This is a genomic window from Ruegeria arenilitoris (assembly GCF_013031355.1).
Taxonomy (GTDB): domain Bacteria; phylum Pseudomonadota; class Alphaproteobacteria; order Rhodobacterales; family Rhodobacteraceae; genus Ruegeria; species Ruegeria arenilitoris_C.
Map to the genome: position 1 here is coordinate 1,027,206 of NZ_WPZO01000001.1, position 17,183 is coordinate 1,044,388.

The 17,183-nt window shown below is 58.6% G+C and carries 15 protein-coding genes; 6 read left to right on the forward strand and 9 right to left on the reverse strand.

Going from position 1 to position 17,183, the window contains the following annotated elements:
- Positions 1 to 1,365 carry an MATE family efflux transporter gene (locus tag GOX63_RS05115; RefSeq protein ID WP_170325401.1) on the reverse strand — a complete coding sequence of 455 codons (1,365 nt, stop codon included), beginning with the start codon at positions 1,363 to 1,365 and terminating at the stop codon, positions 1 to 3.
- Positions 1,366 to 1,464: 99 nt separating this feature from the next.
- Complete coding sequence (gene ppk2, locus GOX63_RS05120) at positions 1,465 to 2,385, reverse strand: polyphosphate kinase 2 (RefSeq protein ID WP_170325402.1); 921 nt, start codon at positions 2,383 to 2,385, stop codon at positions 1,465 to 1,467.
- A gap of 123 nt (positions 2,386 to 2,508) precedes the next feature.
- Here ppk2 and GOX63_RS05125 point away from each other — a divergent pair, with 123 nt between their 5' ends.
- Positions 2,509 to 3,384 carry an alpha/beta fold hydrolase gene (locus GOX63_RS05125; RefSeq protein WP_170325403.1) on the forward strand — a complete coding sequence of 292 codons (876 nt, stop codon included), beginning with the start codon at positions 2,509 to 2,511 and terminating at the stop codon, positions 3,382 to 3,384.
- 4 nt (positions 3,385 to 3,388) lie between these two features.
- Here GOX63_RS05125 and GOX63_RS05130 read toward each other — a convergent pair whose 3' ends face one another.
- A complete protein-coding gene (locus GOX63_RS05130; RefSeq protein ID WP_170325404.1) occupies positions 3,389 to 3,997 on the reverse strand; it encodes a carboxymuconolactone decarboxylase family protein in 609 nt (202 codons plus the stop codon).
- Between the two features lie 121 nt (positions 3,998 to 4,118).
- On the opposite strand from GOX63_RS05130, the gene GOX63_RS05135 reads away from it, so the two are divergent.
- The 5 genes from GOX63_RS05135 to GOX63_RS05155 all read left to right on the forward strand — a co-directional run bounded on the left by GOX63_RS05135 (position 4,119) and on the right by GOX63_RS05155 (position 9,342).
- On the forward strand, positions 4,119 to 4,958 hold the full coding sequence (locus tag GOX63_RS05135) for a class I SAM-dependent methyltransferase (protein ID WP_170544964.1): 840 nt from the start codon (positions 4,119 to 4,121) through the stop codon (positions 4,956 to 4,958).
- A gap of 241 nt (positions 4,959 to 5,199) precedes the next feature.
- Positions 5,200 to 5,781 carry a 2OG-Fe(II) oxygenase gene (locus GOX63_RS05140; RefSeq protein ID WP_170325406.1) on the forward strand — a complete coding sequence of 194 codons (582 nt, stop codon included), beginning with the start codon at positions 5,200 to 5,202 and terminating at the stop codon, positions 5,779 to 5,781.
- Between the two features lie 119 nt (positions 5,782 to 5,900).
- Entirely contained in the window at positions 5,901 to 7,859 is a 1,959-nt protein-coding gene (gene parE, locus GOX63_RS05145) for a DNA topoisomerase IV subunit B (protein ID WP_170325407.1), read from the forward strand.
- A gap of 25 nt (positions 7,860 to 7,884) precedes the next feature.
- Positions 7,885 to 8,898, forward strand: coding sequence for an ATP-binding protein (locus GOX63_RS05150; protein WP_170544967.1), 1,014 nt, complete (start codon positions 7,885 to 7,887; stop codon positions 8,896 to 8,898).
- Between the two features lie 162 nt (positions 8,899 to 9,060).
- Positions 9,061 to 9,342 (forward strand): hypothetical protein, encoded by a 282-nt coding sequence (locus tag GOX63_RS05155; protein WP_170325409.1) that lies wholly within the window; start codon positions 9,061 to 9,063, stop codon positions 9,340 to 9,342.
- A gap of 18 nt (positions 9,343 to 9,360) precedes the next feature.
- On the opposite strand, the gene GOX63_RS05160 is transcribed toward GOX63_RS05155, so the two are convergent.
- The 6 genes from GOX63_RS05160 to GOX63_RS05185 form a co-directional block, all read right to left on the reverse strand.
- Positions 9,361 to 10,131 (reverse strand): alpha/beta hydrolase, encoded by a 771-nt coding sequence (locus tag GOX63_RS05160; RefSeq protein ID WP_170325410.1) that lies wholly within the window; start codon positions 10,129 to 10,131, stop codon positions 9,361 to 9,363.
- Between the two features lie 58 nt (positions 10,132 to 10,189).
- Positions 10,190 to 11,335 carry an iron-containing alcohol dehydrogenase gene (locus GOX63_RS05165; protein WP_170544970.1) on the reverse strand — a complete coding sequence of 382 codons (1,146 nt, stop codon included), beginning with the start codon at positions 11,333 to 11,335 and terminating at the stop codon, positions 10,190 to 10,192.
- A gap of 67 nt (positions 11,336 to 11,402) precedes the next feature.
- A complete protein-coding gene (locus GOX63_RS05170) occupies positions 11,403 to 12,785 on the reverse strand; it encodes an aldehyde dehydrogenase family protein (RefSeq protein WP_170325412.1) in 1,383 nt (460 codons plus the stop codon).
- A 90-nt stretch (positions 12,786 to 12,875) separates the two neighbouring features.
- Positions 12,876 to 14,237, reverse strand: coding sequence for a glutamine synthetase family protein (locus GOX63_RS05175; protein WP_170325413.1), 1,362 nt, complete (start codon positions 14,235 to 14,237; stop codon positions 12,876 to 12,878).
- A 57-nt stretch (positions 14,238 to 14,294) separates the two neighbouring features.
- Entirely contained in the window at positions 14,295 to 15,980 is a 1,686-nt protein-coding gene (locus GOX63_RS05180; RefSeq protein ID WP_170325414.1) for a Na/Pi cotransporter family protein, read from the reverse strand.
- A gap of 146 nt (positions 15,981 to 16,126) precedes the next feature.
- On the reverse strand, positions 16,127 to 17,161 hold the full coding sequence (locus GOX63_RS05185) for a TRAP transporter substrate-binding protein (RefSeq protein WP_170325415.1): 1,035 nt from the start codon (positions 17,159 to 17,161) through the stop codon (positions 16,127 to 16,129).
- Between the last annotated feature and the right edge of the window lie 22 nt (positions 17,162 to 17,183).

A 17,183-nucleotide genomic window follows, 5' to 3' on the forward strand; every position in this document is an offset into this window, starting at 1 on the left:
TTATTCCGCCGGAACGCCAACCGCGCGAACCGACCGCATCCAGAACCGTGCCATCAGCAAAACGGCGGCGCAGGCAAGGCCCAGCACGAGGCCCAGCCAGATGCCGATCCCGTCCATGCCCTGCACGAAGCCGAAGTAATACGAGGCCGGTATCCCCACGACCCAATAGCTGAGCCCGGCCATCACCATCGGTATCTTTGCGTCCTGCAACCCGCGCAGCAGGCCCAGCGCAATCACCTGCGCCCCGTCCACCAACTGGAACAGCGCGGCCATGGCCAGAAGCCCGGTGCCTATGGCCAGGATCTGCGGGCGCTGCGGATCATCGGATTCCATGAACAGTGAAATCAGCGGCTCGGCGCAGGTCAGGAACAGGATGACCGTCAGCACCGACATGACCAAAGACATGCCTGTCACCGCGATGGCACCCTTTTCAAGATGCGCGCGGTCTTTGCGCCCCAGGGCATTCCCCGCCCGGATCGTCGCCGCATTAGACAGACCCAGATGCACCATGAACGTGGCCGAGGCCAGGTTCAGCGCGATCCCATGCGCCGCCAGTGGGACCTGCCCCAACCATCCCATCATGATGGCCGACATGGCAAACAGACTGACCTCGGCCAGCGTGGTCAGACCGATGGGCACACCAAGGCGCAGGACGCTGAAAAAGAACTCCCAATCCGGGCGCCAGAAGCGTTGGAACAGGCTGTGTTCTGGCAGCACCCGCACCGCGTAGATCACCACAAAGACCAGCGACACGATCTGCGTCACCACCGAGGCGATGGCCGCCCCCATCACGCCCAGCTCAGGCGCGCCCCAATTGCCGAAGATCAGCGCATAGTTCGTCAGCGCATTCACCACCGCAGCAACGACGGTGATCCACAGTACAATCTGGGTCCGCTCAAGCGCGGCCAGATAGGATTTCAACACCATCACGATCAGCGCCGGGAACAGCCCCCAGCCCGCAACGCGCAAGTATTCCGAAGCAGTTTCAGCAACTTGCGGGTCTTGCTTCAAGGCGATCAGGATGGGCTGAGACCACCACAACAGCGGCATCACCAGTGTCGCATAAATCAACGACAGCCACAGCCCCATCCGGGTCGAGCGGCGAATGCTGGTCTCATCTTCTTCGGCGGCGGCTGTGGCCACCATGGGCATCACCGCCCAGCCAAACCCGGCCCCGAACAGGAACAGCACAAAATAATAGCTGCTGGCCAGCGTCACAGCAGCCAGCGCCTCGACCCCGTACCAGCCCAGCATGATCGTGTCGGTAAGGCCGATCGCGAACTGCGCCAGGTGCCCACCGATCAGCGGAAAGCCCAGCACAGCAATCGCCCGGAAGTGGCCGCGATATGTCATCACCTTATTCATCCCATCAGCCTTATGCCCGGCCAAAGGCCGGGACAAGAGGGGATGAGTGAAATTTCAGGTTGAGACTATCTGTGCGCGGCCAGTTGGCTTAGCCGCCCATTACGTTTCCGGGTGCAAGGTATTGCCCAGAATATGCTCGGACCTATGGATCACGTGATGGGCCTGCCCCACGATCAGAGGATCAGGTTGCCCCACGATATCATGATCCTTGTCGGGATAGTCCAGCGTCGACAGGAAATGGCGCATACAGTTCAGGCGAGCGCGTTTCTTGTCGTTCGACTTGACGATGGTCCAGGGCGCATCGGCGGTGTCGGTGTAGAAGAACATCGCCTCTTTCGCCTCGGTGTAGTCGTCCCATTTGTCGAGGCTGGCCTTGTCGATCGGCGACAGCTTCCACTGTTTCAGCGGGTCGGTCTCGCGACTTTTGAACCGGCGCTGCTGTTCGGTCTGCGTCACCGAGAACCAGTATTTGTAAAGCTGAATGCCCGAACGGACCAGCATCCGTTCCAGTTCGGGCGTCTGGCGCATGAACTCAAGGTATTCGTTGGGCGAACAAAAACCCATGACCCGTTCAACGCCTGCGCGGTTGTACCACGACCGGTCGTAGAACACCATTTCGCCAACCGTCGGAAGCTCTTGAATATAGCGTTGGTAGTACCACTGGCCCTTCTCTTCCCAGGTCGGTTTGTTCAACGCCACGACGCGCGCCTGACGGGGGTTCAGGTGTTCCATGAACCGTTTGATCGTACCACCCTTGCCTGCGGCATCACGGCCTTCGAACAACAGAACGAACCGCTGACCGGTCTCTTGCGCCCACAGCTGAACCTTCAGCAATTCCGCCTGCAACTGGGCCTTTTGCGCCTCATATGCGCTGCGCGCCATCTTGCGGCCATAGGGGTATTTTCCGCTCTCGAACGCCTGCCGAATTCTTTCGGGACTGGGCTGAGAAGGCTCGGGTTTTGGGGTCGGAACAATTTTGACGGGGGATTGTTTTTCTTCTATTTTTACCGCAGCTTCCATTCAGTTTTTCCTTTTCTCACTATCCGTGGACACGGCTAGCAGAAGACGCAGTTTTTCGCTTTGATTGGTGTCAATTTGATGCCTGAAAAACCCATCTATTTGAGGGTAAGAAGGAAGGTCAAAATGCACACAGAGATCATCGACCTGAACGGCCAGTCCTTCTTTTTGCGGCGCTGGGGCAAGCCCGACCTGCAACCCCTGCTGATGTTGCACGGCTTCCCTGAATATGGCGGCGCCTGGAGCGATCTGGCCCCGCATCTGGCCAACCATTTTCATTGCATCGCGCCGGACCAGCGCGGCTATGGGCAAAGCTGGTGCCCGAAGGGCGTAGGGAATTACACAGTCTCTCAACTGGTCTCGGACATGGCGGCACTGATCGAACAGGTTGGAACCCCGATCTACGTTCTGGGTCACGACTGGGGCGCGTCGGTGGCCTATGGGCTGGCCATGTTCCGCCCTGACCTGGTCAGCAGCCTGATCATCGCAAACGGTGTCCACCCGGTGCCGTTTCAACGCGCTATGGCCATCGGAGGGGCGCAATCCGAGGCGTCACAGTACATCAACGCCCTGCGTGCGCCGGATGCTGCAGCGCGTTTCTCGGCTGACAATTTCGCAAGGCTCGAACAGTTCTTTCGCTTCGGCATGGGAGTCGATTGGCTGTCCGACGACCGTATGCAGGACTATCGCACCGAATGGGCGCGCCCCGGTCGGCTTGAGGCGATGTTGAACTGGTACCGCGCCTCCCCTCTGGTCGTCGCCAAGCCTGGGGAGCCGCGCACTGATCTGCCCGAGTTGCCGCTGGAGCGCCTGATGGTCCGCTGTCCGCACCTGTTGCTGTGGGGACCGGATGACAAAGCCCTGCTGCCCGAGGCCACCGCGGGGTTGGAAGAATTCGCGCCCAACCTGACCCGCATCGAAGTCCCAGACACCGACCACTGGCTGCATCACCAAAAAACCAAGGCCGTTGCACAGGCCATTCTGGAATGGGTCAGGGACTGACTGCTTAGGTATGCCCCCAATCCTCGGGGTCGTCCGAGTTGTTCGGTGACAAGCCCAGAATGTCGCCCTCGGTCGAGCATCCCAACCCAAGAACCGTCCGGTTCGCATAAGCGAAATAGGCGCAAACCTGATTGATCTCGAGGATTTCACCGTCATCCCAGCCAGCATCCCGCAGGGCCTGGACATCTGCCTTGACCATTTCCGCCGGAGACTCGGTCAGCTTGCGCGCATAGGTCATCGCAGCAATCTGAGCCTCGTCCAACGGAGCGGTGCTCAGCGTTTCCGCCTCAATCGCGGCGCGGATGGCGTGTCCCCGATCCGGGTCCTTCAGCAAGCGTTGCAGCCCGTTGAAATGATGTTCAACACAATAGCTGCACTGGTTCAGCGAACTGACCCAGACGCCCAGCACTTCAAGAAACCACTTTGGCACCTTGTTGGCCGAGTGGTGCAGGACGTTCTTGTACAGCGCCATGTGGCCTTCCATCGAATGCGGTCGCAGCGAATGCGCCATCATGATGTTGTCGACGTTGTTGTTCGGCCCCGTGACCCGCTCATAGAGCTTTCGCAGCTTGCCGCTGGCCTGGTCGAATGGAACAGTCTTGATCCAGCTCATGCGGTTTCCCCTCTTTTTGTCGCGTCGCCCTCACACCGGTTACGCCCGCATCACGGCAAGACGAAACTGGATTGGCCAACCATGTCAGGCTAAGCTCACATAAGGCAAGGGGGAGTATCTAATGGAATTGGCGGAAAAAACTGTCGCGGACTGGTACGCAAGTCACCCGATTTCTGCACCGCATATTCTGACCAAGTTGAAGAACCTCCGTGGGTCGCTCGAGGGTTTGACCCCGCAGGACCTCTACCCCTATGACCAGGATCACTATGACGGGCTCGAGGCGAACGCCCGGCTTGCCGACAAGGCCCATATGAACGCCGGAGACAGCGTTCTGGATGTCTGCGCCGGGCTGTGCGGCCCTGCGCGCTGGTACGTATCCGAGCGCGGCGTTCAGGTGACTGGTGTCGACATCAGCCCCAACCGTGTCGACGGCGCGCAAGAGTTGAATACGTTGGTCGGACTTCAGGACCAAATTCACCCTGTTCTGGCCAGCGCGATGGACCTGCCCTTCGACGATGAACAGTTCGACGCCGCCGTCAGTCAGGAATCCTTCCTGCACGTCCCCGACAAACCGAAAGCGCTGCACGAGGTGTTTCGCGTTCTGCGCCCCGGCGGCCGTTTTGCCTTTACCGACTGGGTGATGCATACACCTTTGCCCAACGATGAGATGGAGCAATACCGTCAACGTTTTGCCTGCCACTCTTTGCTGAGCATTCCCGAATACGAATCCAAGCTGCAACAAGCCGGATTCGAAATTATCTCGTCCGACGACATAACCGGACCCTGGGGTGATATTCTGGCGCGGCGGCTCAGTATGTATCAGACTCTGGACGCCGAGGCGGAACGCGCGGGCAACCCTTCCAAGGGGGATGAATTCCTGAAGATGTATGCGAAATTTGTCGGCGACGTGCAGCAACACCGCATTGGCGGCGTGCGTCTGACCGCTGAAAAACCGCAATAAATCTTTGACAATTCAGGTGACCGTCACCTACTAAGTCAGTCTGTCACAAATCTAAAACGCAATAAGGAGGTTCGATCGATGATGGATTTGTATCTGACGACGCCGTCCTTTTGTGACGCACACGCGGTCTTTGCCTGACTGTTCAGACTGACCGCGCCGCCTATTTTTCCGGCGACATCTCATCCCCGATTTTGTCCAATACCCCTGCCTTGAAGGCGGGGTAAAGCACTAGGTGACTACCATGCAGATTAACGAACTGCTCAATGACTATGTCTATGAAATAGAAAATTTTCTATCCGCCGAGATCTGTGATCGCTGGATCGCGGATATCGAAACTGCAGGATTTGAGCCCGCACTGATCAATGGCGTGAACGGTGCCACCCGCTGTCCGGACATTCGAAACAACGATCGCCTGATCCGCGATGACGCAGAAACAGCACAAGCCTTGTGGCAAAGCGTACAAACATTCGCGCCGCTTAGCTTTCGAAAGCGGGCAGCCGTGGGGCTGAACGAACGCCTTCGGTTCTACCGCTATGACGTCGGGCAAATGTTTGACTGGCATCAGGACGGGTACTTCGAGCGACCCAATGGTGAGCGCAGCTTGTTCACCTTCATGGTCTATCTGAACGATGGATTCGAAGGTGGCGGCACCTCGTTTTGCGACATCTATGCTGGTCGCTCTTTCCCCGACTTCTGTGTAACGCCAAAAAAAGGGGCAGCCCTGTTGTTTTATCACCCGATCATGCATCGGGGCGATCCGGTCCTGTCGGGCCAAAAATATGTAATGCGCACCGACATTATGTATTCGCCCGAGAAGCAATAATATCCGGGCGCGTGGTGCCCTGTGTGGATCGCAGTTGTCCACAACACCTCGCGCCCCTCTTCCCCCGGACCACATCACCTGCCATAATGGACCCCAACCTAAAAACAAGAGCAGCACCGATGCCCGACGATCTGTTGACGCCCAGCGCGACCGCCACCTACGACGCCTCCTCGATTGAGGTGCTTGAAGGGCTGGAACCGGTCCGAAAACGCCCCGGTATGTATATCGGCGGCACCGATGAGCGCGCGCTGCACCATATGGTGGCTGAAATCCTCGACAACTCGATGGACGAAGCGGTCGCGGGTCACGCCAACCGGATCGAGGTCGAGCTGCACGCAGATTACGCCCTGACTGTGCGTGACAACGGGCGCGGCATTCCGATTGATCCCCACCCAAAGTTCCCGGACAAATCGGCGCTGGAAGTGATCCTGTGCACCCTGCACGCGGGCGGTAAATTCTCGGGCAAGGCTTACCAGACTTCGGGCGGTCTGCACGGCGTCGGCGCTTCGGTGGTGAACGCGCTGTCGGATTCGATGGTCGTGCAGGTGGCGCGCGACAAGACGCTGTTCGAACAGCGCTTCTCGCGCGGTGTTCCCTTGGGCCCGGTCGAGAAAATCGGCGCGGCCCCCAACCGGCGCGGCACCACGGTCACCTTCCACGCGGACGAGGAAATATTCGGCCACCACCGGTTCAAACCGGCGCGGCTGTTCAAGTCGATCCGCTCCAAGGCTTACCTGTTCTCGGGCGTTGAAATCCGCTGGAAATCCCATATCGACGACGGCGAAACCCCGACCGAGGCCAGCTTTCACTTCCCCGGCGGCCTGTCGGACTACCTGAAAGAGACGATGAACGGCTCGTCCACCTATGCCGAGCAGCCCTTTGCTGGCACCGTGGATTTCAACGAGAAATTCGGAACGCCCGGCAAGGTCGAATGGGCGATCAACTGGACGCCTTCGCGCGATGGGTTCATCCAGTCCTACTGTAACACCGTCCCCACCCCCGAAGGCGGCACCCATGTCGCGGGGTTCTGGTCCGCGGTCCTGAAGGGGATCAAAGCCTACGGGGAATTGATCAACAACAGAAAAGCCGGTCAAATCACCCGTGACGACCTGATCACCGGCGGCTGCGCGCTTGTGTCGTGTTTCATCAGCGAACCGGAATTCGTCGGCCAGACCAAAGACCGCCTAGCCACGGTCGAAGCGCAGCGGCTGGTCGAAAATTCGGTCCGCGACCATTTCGACAACTGGCTGGCCGCGGACACGAAATCCGCCGGCGCGATCCTCGACTTCCTCATCCTGCGGGCCGAGGAACGCCTGCGCCGTAGGGCCGAGAAGGAAACACAACGCAAGTCCGCCACTAAGAAACTTCGTCTTCCCGGCAAGCTGGTGGACTGTAGTAGTTCAACACGCGACGGCACCGAATTATTCATCGTCGAGGGCGACTCGGCGGGTGGGTCCGCCAAGATGGGCCGCGACCGCAAAACACAGGCGCTGCTGCCCCTGCGCGGCAAGATCCTGAACGTGCTGGGCGCGGCCAGCTCAAAACTGGGCACCAATGCCGAGATCAACGACCTGACCCAGGCGCTGGGTGTCGGCCTTGGCACCAAGTTCAACGTGGACGACCTGCGCTATGACAAGGTCATCATCATGACCGACGCGGATGTGGACGGGGCGCATATCGCCTCGCTGCTGATGACGTTCTTCTTCACCCAGATGCGCCCGATGATCGACGCGGGGCACCTCTACCTCGCCTGCCCGCCCCTCTACCGCCTGACCCAAGGCGCCAAGCGCGTCTATTGCCTTGACGAGGCCGAGCGTGACGAGTGGTTGGAAAAAGGTCTGGGCGGCAAGGGCAAGATTGACGTGTCCCGCTTCAAGGGTCTGGGCGAAATGGACGCCAAGGACCTGAAAGAGACCACGATGGACCCCGCGTCCCGGAAATTGATCCGGGTCACCATCGACGAGGACGAACCCGGCGAGACCGGCGACCTGGTCGAGCGACTGATGGGCAAAAAACCCGAACTGCGGTTCCAATACATTCAGGAGAACGCGCGGTTTGTTGAGGAGTTGGATGTTTGACTATTAGAATTTGAAGGAAAGATATTTGATTGACGAAGAACTTCTTGAACTACTCCGAATAAAAAACGGAAAGCTTTTTCACCGAGAAGGACGCAGCCTAGAGTTCAAAGAGCAATTTAATCTTGCTGGGCTAGCGGACTATTTCCGTGACTTCGCCGCTTTTGCGAACAATCGAGGCGGATTTTTGGTCTTCGGCGTCAAAGACGCACCCCGTGAGCTTTCCGGCCTTTCTGAAAAGTCTGCCGCAGCATTCGACAGTGTTGATCCTGAAAAAATCACGGGGTTTCTTGGAAAATTATTTTCGTCGGAAATTCGGTGGGACGCTGTAAGTATAAAAATTGACGGTAAAAAATTCGGCGCATTTAAGATCTATGAAGCCAAAACCAAACCAGTCATATCGCTTGCAGATGAGGGAAAAAACCAAACACTAAAAAATGGCGATATTTACTATCGTTATGGCGGTCGCACGCAAAGAATTCTTTCTGCTGAACTACAAGCAATTATTGGCGACCGCATCAACGCAAACAATAAAGCTTGGATTGAGCGCGTTGAGCAAATTGGAACAACTGGCCCCCAAAATGCACTTGTAGTGAATACAACTGATGTAATGTCGAAAAATATGGGGAAACCACTCGTTATCGATACTGATTTGGCGAAAAAACTTCAGTTCATTAGAGAAGGCGACTTTGATGAAAAAGAAGGCGCTGCAACACTCAAACTTATTGGTGATGTGGTCCCGGTAAATGCCATTGAGATCGAAAAAGAAGTCGAGCGGGACATATTTGAGAAATACCCATATAGCGCGCTGGATGTTTGGAAGAGGATTCAGAAACTGATACCGGGCGTAAAGCAAACTAACGTTTGGAAAGCTATCAACGAAAACGGCCTAAAAGGTGACGAACGCTATTCGAAGTATAATTTTAGAAACCGTCAACAAGAAGAAAAGTACAATGCGACCGGCTTGGTTTCGAATGCGACTCCTGTGATCTACAACGAAAACGCTATAGTTTTTTTGGAGAACATCCTCAAAGCCCTGTAGACGTTTCACGGTCGAGCACAAGTTCTCACACACAATACCCCCCTTGCCTAACCCGTTGATCTCGTTCACACTTACTCTCAAACCGTCATTCAAGAACGACATTTGAGGTTCCGAGCGTCCAAGACCGAATAAGACCAACAGATATTCGAACGGGAGGACAACATGAAAACATTAACCCTCGGGCTGGCCTTTGCCCTGCTGGCCACACAAGCCCCTGCGCAGCAAACGCTCAGCTTTGCATCGCCCATTCCGGATGGGGCCGAGACCAAGTTCTGCTATTACAAGGGCATGGCCTATTCCGAGGACGCCTTTGTTTTGCTGGTGGGCGACAACACCGTCACCACTACGGTCAGCACCATTCAGGAACGTCTGCTGCGCTGTCATCGCGAAAGCGACGGCACCCTGAAATGGAAACCGCAAAGCACGTTTTCGACCAACAACTGACCGCTTAGGGTGGGCGCTTTAGCCCACCTTACCCTCCAGCCAGTCCGCGATCTGTGCGGCGGGCTTTTCCCAACCGGGCTCCATGAACAGAAAATGCGCGTGGTCTTTAACGGGCATGAAGGTCGCGCGGTCTGCGTACAGATCTGCCAATGCACGGCAGGTGTTGGGGTTCACGGCCCGGTCCTCAGTGCCTGAGACGACAAGAACCGGGCAGTCGACCTTGTCGATGTCGACCTTCATCGCGTGGTGGTCGTCGAACATCCAGAAGAACATCTCGAACATCACCCGCCCGCTTTCGGCACCCAGCCGGTCGAACACCGCGTGCTGCTGCGCCTCGGGCATCTTGTTGAGCGCAAAGGGGGCCATCAGGTCGAACTCGACCCGCATGGGCTGTTTCCAGAACGCCCCGCCCTCCATCAGCGCGCGGGGAATGGCGCGTTCGTCATCGGTTTCCGGTAACGTCCCCCAGGCGGCGTTCGGGTTGATCAGAACGATGGCGCTGGCCAACCCGCGCGAGGCCACCTGCTGCGCCACCACTCCTGCAATGGCGTGGCCGAGCAGAACCGGTTTGCTGTCCAGCCCCTGCACGAATTCGGCGATGTCATTGGCGTAGTCCATGACGCTGGTATCGGTCAGGCCGGGATCGGGTTCGGCCTTGGGATCGCCGCCGTGATAACGCAGCGCCGGGGTGTGCACCGTCCAGCCGCGGTCGCGGAAGAAGCCTGCGTAATCTTCCATACACCACGGTCCGGCAAAGGCCCCGTGGATCAGTACAATCTCTTTGGTCATAAAAATCTCCCTCACCTCTGATCAGTATGAGAGGTGAGGGATACGTTCGGCAAGCCCGTTACAGCGCGGCTTTGAACAGCGTGGTCAGGTTGTCTTCGGTCAGTTCGATCGGGTTGCCGCCGCAGGACGGGTCGATGATCGCGCCTTTGACCAGTTCGGGGATCGACGCCTCGGTCACGCCCAGATCGGACAGTTTGCGCGGGATGCCCAAGGAGTCATTGAGCTCCTGCACAAAGGCGCGGAAGCCGTCGAAGCCGCCGTTAATGTTCAGATAAGCGGCTGCGGATTGAAACCGGTCCGCGATGGCGGGCGCGTTGAAATCCAGCACCGAGGGCATACAGACCGCGTTTGTGGTGCCGTGATGGGTGTTGAAATGCGCACCGACGGGGTGGCTCATGGCGTGGATCGCGCCGAGGCCTTTCTGGAAGGCGGTCGCGCCCATTGCCGCCGCGCTCATCATCTGGGCGCGCGCTTCGATGTCGGTTCCGTCTGCATAGGCACGCGGCAGGTACTCCATGACCAAACGCATCCCCTCCAGCGCGATGCCCTGGCTCATTGGGTGGTAATGCGGGCTGGAGAACGCCTCGACGCAATGCGCGAAGGCATCCAGACCGGTGCCTGCGGTGATGAATTTGGGCATCCCCACGGTCAGTTCCGGATCGCAGATCACCACGGTCGGCAGAACCTTGGGGTGGAAGATGATCTTTTTGGCGTGCGTCTCGGAATTGGTGATGACGCTGGCGCGGCCCACCTCGGACCCGGTGCCGGCGGTGGTCGGCACCGCGATAATCGGGGCAATGGCATCGGCGTCCGCTCGGGTCCACCAATCGCCAATATCCTCGAAATCCCAAACAGGGCGCGTCTGACCGGCCATGAAAGCGACCATCTTGCCCAAATCCAGCCCTGAGCCACCGCCGAACGCGATAACACCGTCATGGCCACCCGCCTTATAGGCCGCGACACCCGCATCGAGGTTCTTTTCATTCGGGTTCGGGTCCACATCGCTGAACAATCCTCGACCCAGGCCGGCGGCCTCCATGATGTCCAGTGTAGCCGTAGTGATCGGCAGATCGGCCAGACCCTTGTCCGTGACCAGCAGCGGACGCTTCATCCCGGCGGCCACGCAGGCCTCGGGCAGTTCCTTGATACGCCCTGCCCCGAATTTAATCGCGGTCGGATAGGACCAGTTTCCAACAAGTGTCATTTCAGGTTTCCTTTGTAATTTCAGGCCTGCTCTGGCGAGGGGGTCAGTCCAGAGCAGGCCGCTGCCCTTAGCCCGTGACCTTTTTCAGGTGGTAGGATTTGGGACGTGTCAGGTTGTGATAGCCGATGACCGAAAGGCCCCCGCCGCGACCGGTATTCTTACAACCGGTCCAGCACAGGCCAGGATCGAGATAATCGGCCCGGTTCATGAACACGGTGCCGGTCTCGATCTGGTCCCCGACCCGCGCCGCGCGGTCCACATCGCGCGTCCACAGGCTGGCGGTCAGGCCGAACTCGCTGTCATTCATCAGTGCGATGGCTTCTTCGTCCGAGGACACTTTCATGATGCCGACCACCGGACCAAAGCTCTCATCCCGCATTACCCGCATATCGTGAGTGACATTGGTCAGAATCTGCGGCGTCAGGTAAGCACCGCCATCATCCTCGGCGAAGGTATCTATATGGGCTACGGCTCCGGCGGCGACAGCCTCGGAAACCTGAGCCCGCACCTCATCGGCAAATCGCACATTGGCCATAGGTCCGATCGTCGTCTCAGCGTCCAGCGGGTTGCCCAGCTTGTATCCTTTCACGATTTTAACCGCTTTGGCGACGAAATCGTCATAGAGGCTTTCATGCACGTAAATCCGCTCGATCCCACAGCAGCACTGGCCCGAGTTGAACATGGCGCCATCGATCAGCGTATCTACCGCCGCGTCCAGATCGGCGTCTTCCATGACATAGCCGGGGTCCTTGCCGCCCAACTCGGTCCCAACACCGGTAAAGGTGCCTGCCGCAGCGCGCTCCATCGCCTGACCGCCGCCGACCGAACCGGTGAAGTTCACGAAGTCAAACGCATTGCCTGCGATCAGGTCATTTGTCACATCGTGGCTCAGGAACACGTTCTGGAACACGTCTTCTGGCACACCCGCCGAATGGAAGGCCTGCGCCATGCGCTCACCCACCAACAGGGTCTGTGTGGCATGTTTCAGGATCACTGTATTCCCTGCAATCAGCGCCGGGGCCACCGTATTGATTGCGGTCATGTAGGGGTAATTCCAAGGCGCCACGACAAACACGACCCCATGCGGGATGCGCTTGATATAGCGTTTGAAGGTCTCATCCTCACCCACCGCGATATCGGCCAGCGAAGCCTCGGCAATCTCGGCCATATGGCTGGCGCGCTCGTTGAAGCCGCCAAACTCACCGCCATAGCGCACCGGCCGCCCCATCATCTGCGCCAGCTCGGGCACGATCTCATCATTCATGGCCCCAACAGCAGCCACGCCCGCCATCACAAGATCAATCCGCTCATACAACGGGCGCGCCGCCCATTCGGCTTGTGCCACCCGTGCGCGGCCTGCGGCTTCAAACGCAGCCTCACGCGACAGAACTTCACGTTCCGCATAAACCGACCCATCGATCGGCGAGATGCATTTCAGTGTCTGGCTCATGCCATCAACTCCACATAGAGGGCGTCTGCGCCCTGCTTCTTCTTTCAGTAGCTCTGATAAGCATGTGAGTTTGTCCTCACATGCCGTCTGTTACGCCCGCTCGAACCCGCGAGCGATTTCCCAATCCGTTACCACGCGTTCGAACTCCTCGATCTCGACCTCTGCCGCTCGCGCGTAGTGATCGACCACCTCATCCCCCATCGCCGCGCGCAGCATCTCTGATCCGTGCATTGCGTTGCGTGCATCCTTCAGCGTACCCGGGATCATGCCGGTCTCGCCCTGATAAACGTCTCCCGTGGCCGCTGGCTGCAACTCCAGCCCCTCTTCAATCCCGGCAATCCCGGCGGCCAGCATTCCGGCCATCGCCAGATACGGGTTCATGTCCGACCCCGGAATCCGGCATTCTACCCGCACGGCCTTTGTCCCGTCGCCGCACAGACGGAAGCCCGCCGTACGGTTATCCACAGACCAGATGATCCGCGTCGGCGCAAAGGTGCCCTTCATGAAACGCTTATAGCTGTTGATATAGGGCGCCATGAAATAGGTGTAGTCGGGGGCGTATTTCAGCAGCCCGGCCATATAGCTTTTCATCAGTGTCGACATGCCCAGCTCATCCGACTTGTCGTAAAACGCCGGTTGCCCGTCCTTCCACAGCGACTGATGCACGTGCGAGGAACTGCCCACCTTGTCATGGTGCCATTTCGGCAGGAAGGTCGCGGCGTGACCATGCTGCCAGGCGATCTCTTTCACCGCGTTTTTGGCGATCGAGTGATACTCGGCCGTCTCCATCGCGGGCGCGTATTTGATGTTCAGTTCTTCCTGCCCGGTTTCGGCTTCGCCCTTTGAATTCTCGACCGGAATACCCGCATTCCACAGATGATTGCGGATCGGGCGCATCACGTGCTCTTCCTTGGTGGTCTGCAGGATGTGATAGTCTTCGTTGTAGCCCGAGATCGGCTCGAGATCGCGGAAGCCTTCCTTGCGGATCTGGTCAAAGCTCTTTTCGAACAGAAAGAACTCCAGCTCGGTGGCGCACATGGCGTCATAGCCCAGGGCCTTCAGGCGGTTGACTTGTTTCTTCAGGATCGAGCGCGGCGCATGGGGCACCTCTTCATGCGTGTGATGATCCAGCACGTCACACATCACCATCTCTGTGCCTTCCAGCCACGGCACCGGACGCAGCGTGCTGAGGTCAGGCTTCATGACATAGTCGCCATAGCCCCGCTCCCAACTGGTGGCCGCATAGCCATCGGGGGTGGCCATCTCAAGATCGGTGGCCAGCAGGTAGTTGCAGCAATGGGTCTCTTGCCACGCGCCCGCCACGAAATGCCCGGCATGAAACCGCTTGCCCATCAAACGCCCCTGCATGTCGACCATGCAGACCAGCACGGTATCCACCTCGCCTGCGTCCACCTTAGCCCTCAGGTCGTCCAAACGCGCCTCGTTGCCCATCCCGTTCATCCTCTGTTGCCCTCCGAGACCCCGGTCTCGTGCTCCCTTTCACGGCCGTTAGTCGTCGGCCGCGTCCTTTTCCATTTCCATCACCAGACGCGTCTCAAGAACCTGTCCGCTCTTGTAGAGGATCGGATAGGCGATGGCCGCGATGTGGCCGTGCAGGTCGCGCATTGCACGCAACGTCTCAAGATGCAGATCACTGGACCGGAAGCTTTCGGTCTGCCCCCGTTCCAACCGTTTCAGATGCGCCTTGCGGCTTTGACGCGACATCCGTTTGACCTCGGCCTTGTCCAGCACCAGCCGCCGGGCGCAGTCCATGTCATCGACCAGCAGAACATGGCGGGCCAGAGAAAAGCTCTCCAGAATAGCCGCATGCAGATCGGTCAGCTCTTTCCACCCCTGCGCGGAAAACTCGGTGCGTTCGGTGTGTTTGATCTGGGCAGTGCGGGTCATGCGGTTGGAAACCACGTCGCCCGCCGCTTCAAGCCGGATGGCGTATTCCACAAGCCCGCGCGCCGCTTTGATCTGCCCCTTGCTCATGTTCTGGCGCGGCATCCGCGCGACAAAGCGGCGGATTTCTGTAAGCTGCGCGTTCACCCTTTCATCCTGTTGCCACAGGGCCGAGATGGCGTCGCTGTCGTCCTGCTCATAGATATCCAGCACCGGGCGGAACATGCGTTCGACCTGCGTAACCATCTGCAACAGTTCATGCCGGACCGAGGACATCGCCACGCTCGCCCCGGATGCGTTGGGATCGCCCAACGGGCTGAGCGCATCCGTGAACTGATCCATCACGTTTGCCTCGACCTTCGGCTCGGGCAGCAGCAGGGCCATCGGGCGCTCCATCCAGTTTACGAAACCGGTGGCCAGCACAAAGACGGTCAGATTGAACCCGATATGGGCCAGGATCAGAGACTGGCCTGCTCCGGCCACCATCAGCGCCTCATGCGCACCGCTGGCGTTGACCACGATCAACATCACCAACGCCGCACTGCCACGCAGCAGCAGGTTGGCCCAGGGAATGCGCCGGGCCGCGATGGTCAGGTCACGCGTAAGCCAGATCGGAATAAAGGCCGAGCCGAGATTGGCCCCCAGCACCAGCGACAGCCCCGCGGCAAAAGGGATCGCCCCGATCTGCACCAGCGTCACGCACATCAGGATCGTCGCCACCGAGCTGTGCATAACAAAGGCCAGCACCGCCCCCACGATGAAGGCGCTAAAGTAGTCGTTTTCCAAATAGCCCGCGATAGCCGGCAAAAAGGCGCTTTCCCTGATTGGCTCAACCGCATCGCGCAGGAGTTGAAGCGACAGCAGAATAAAGGCGATGCCCAGAACAATCCGCCCGATCAGCCGCACGTTGGCCCGGTCGGACTTGAGATACAACCACCCGCCCAGCGCCAGCAGCACCGGTTGCAGCCATCCCAGATCATAGGACAACACTTGGATAATCAGGGCTGACCCCAGATCGGCGCCCAGCACCCCGGCCAGTGCAAGGCCGAAACTGACCATCCCCGCCGCGGCAAAGCCGGTCAGCAGAACCGCCACCGCGGCCGAGCTTTGCAGGATCGTGGCCAGGACCATACCGGCCCCACCCGCCACAAATGTGTTCGAGTGGCGTGTCAGTATCGATTGAAACAGCGCACCAAAGCGCCGTTCGATCCCCGTGCGCACCAGCCGCACGGCAAACAGCAGCAACATGGTTGCTGCGAAAATCTCGATCAAAAAACCTGCGATAGCCATCCGTTCACACCCCGTCGGTCCGGGTCGCGCAACCGCGCGCCCGGAGTTTTGTTTTCTGTGTCTGAACGGATGCTAGCATTCGCAAAGTCGTTTCCCGTAGTTCGATTCCGGCGCGTGGTATCGCTAACGCGCCGGAATCGGGTCATTTAGCTATAGCGATACGGCCGTCCGGCCTTGAGCATTTCAGCGTTGTAGCGCTTGAAGATATCGACAACCTTGGCCTTGGTCTCAGACTCGGCGGCAATTTCATCCCAGAACTTGACCGCAGCTTCCTCGACCGTTGCCCATTCTTCGTCCGGGATGGTGGTCAGCTGCATCTTGGTGCCGTTCACGCGCAGATTGGCTTCTCCACCCCAATACCACCACTGGCGGTAATAGTGCGATTGATCACAGCAGACCTTGAACAGGGTCTGCAGATCTTCGGGCAGTTCGTTCCAGCGGTCCATATTGGCAAAGAAGTGACCAGCCCAGGCACCCGAGATGTTGTTGGTCAGGAAATAATTGGTCACATCGGCCCAGCCAACGGTGTAGTCCTCGGTGATGCCCGACCATGCGATGCCGTCCAGCTCACCGGTCTGCACCGCGACCTCAATGTCTTCCCACGGCAGAGTGACAGGAACCACACCGAACTGGGACAGGAACCGGCCCGCTGTCGGGAAGGTGAAGACGCGTTTACCTTGTAGGTCCGCAAGGCTGTTGATCGGGTCCTTGGTGGCGAAATGGCACGGATCCCATGCACCCGCGCTGATGTGTTTCACGCCGACCTTCGAGTATTCCTCGTCCCAAATCTCGTTCAGGCCCCACTGGTTGAACAGCACTGGCACGTCCAACGAATAGCGCGAGGCAAACGGGAAATAGCCGCCGAACACGGTGACTTCGGTGGGCGACGCCATCGAGTCATCGTCCGATTGCACCGCGTCGATGGTGCCTTTTTGCATGGCGCGGAACAGCTCTCCTGTCGGAACCAGTTGGTCCGCATAGAACAGCTCGATTTGCATCCGGTCGCCAGCGATCTGGTTGAACATCTTGATGGCCGGGTCGATCACGTGCTCGGCCAGAGCCGGGCCCGCATAGGTCTGCATCCGCCATGTAATCGTGCCCTGCGCCAGCGCGGGCGTGGCCAACGGTGCGGCGGCAACGCCCACCCCGGCGGTCTTCAGAAACTTACGTCTTGTCGTCATGTCAATTTCCTCTCCGTTGAAG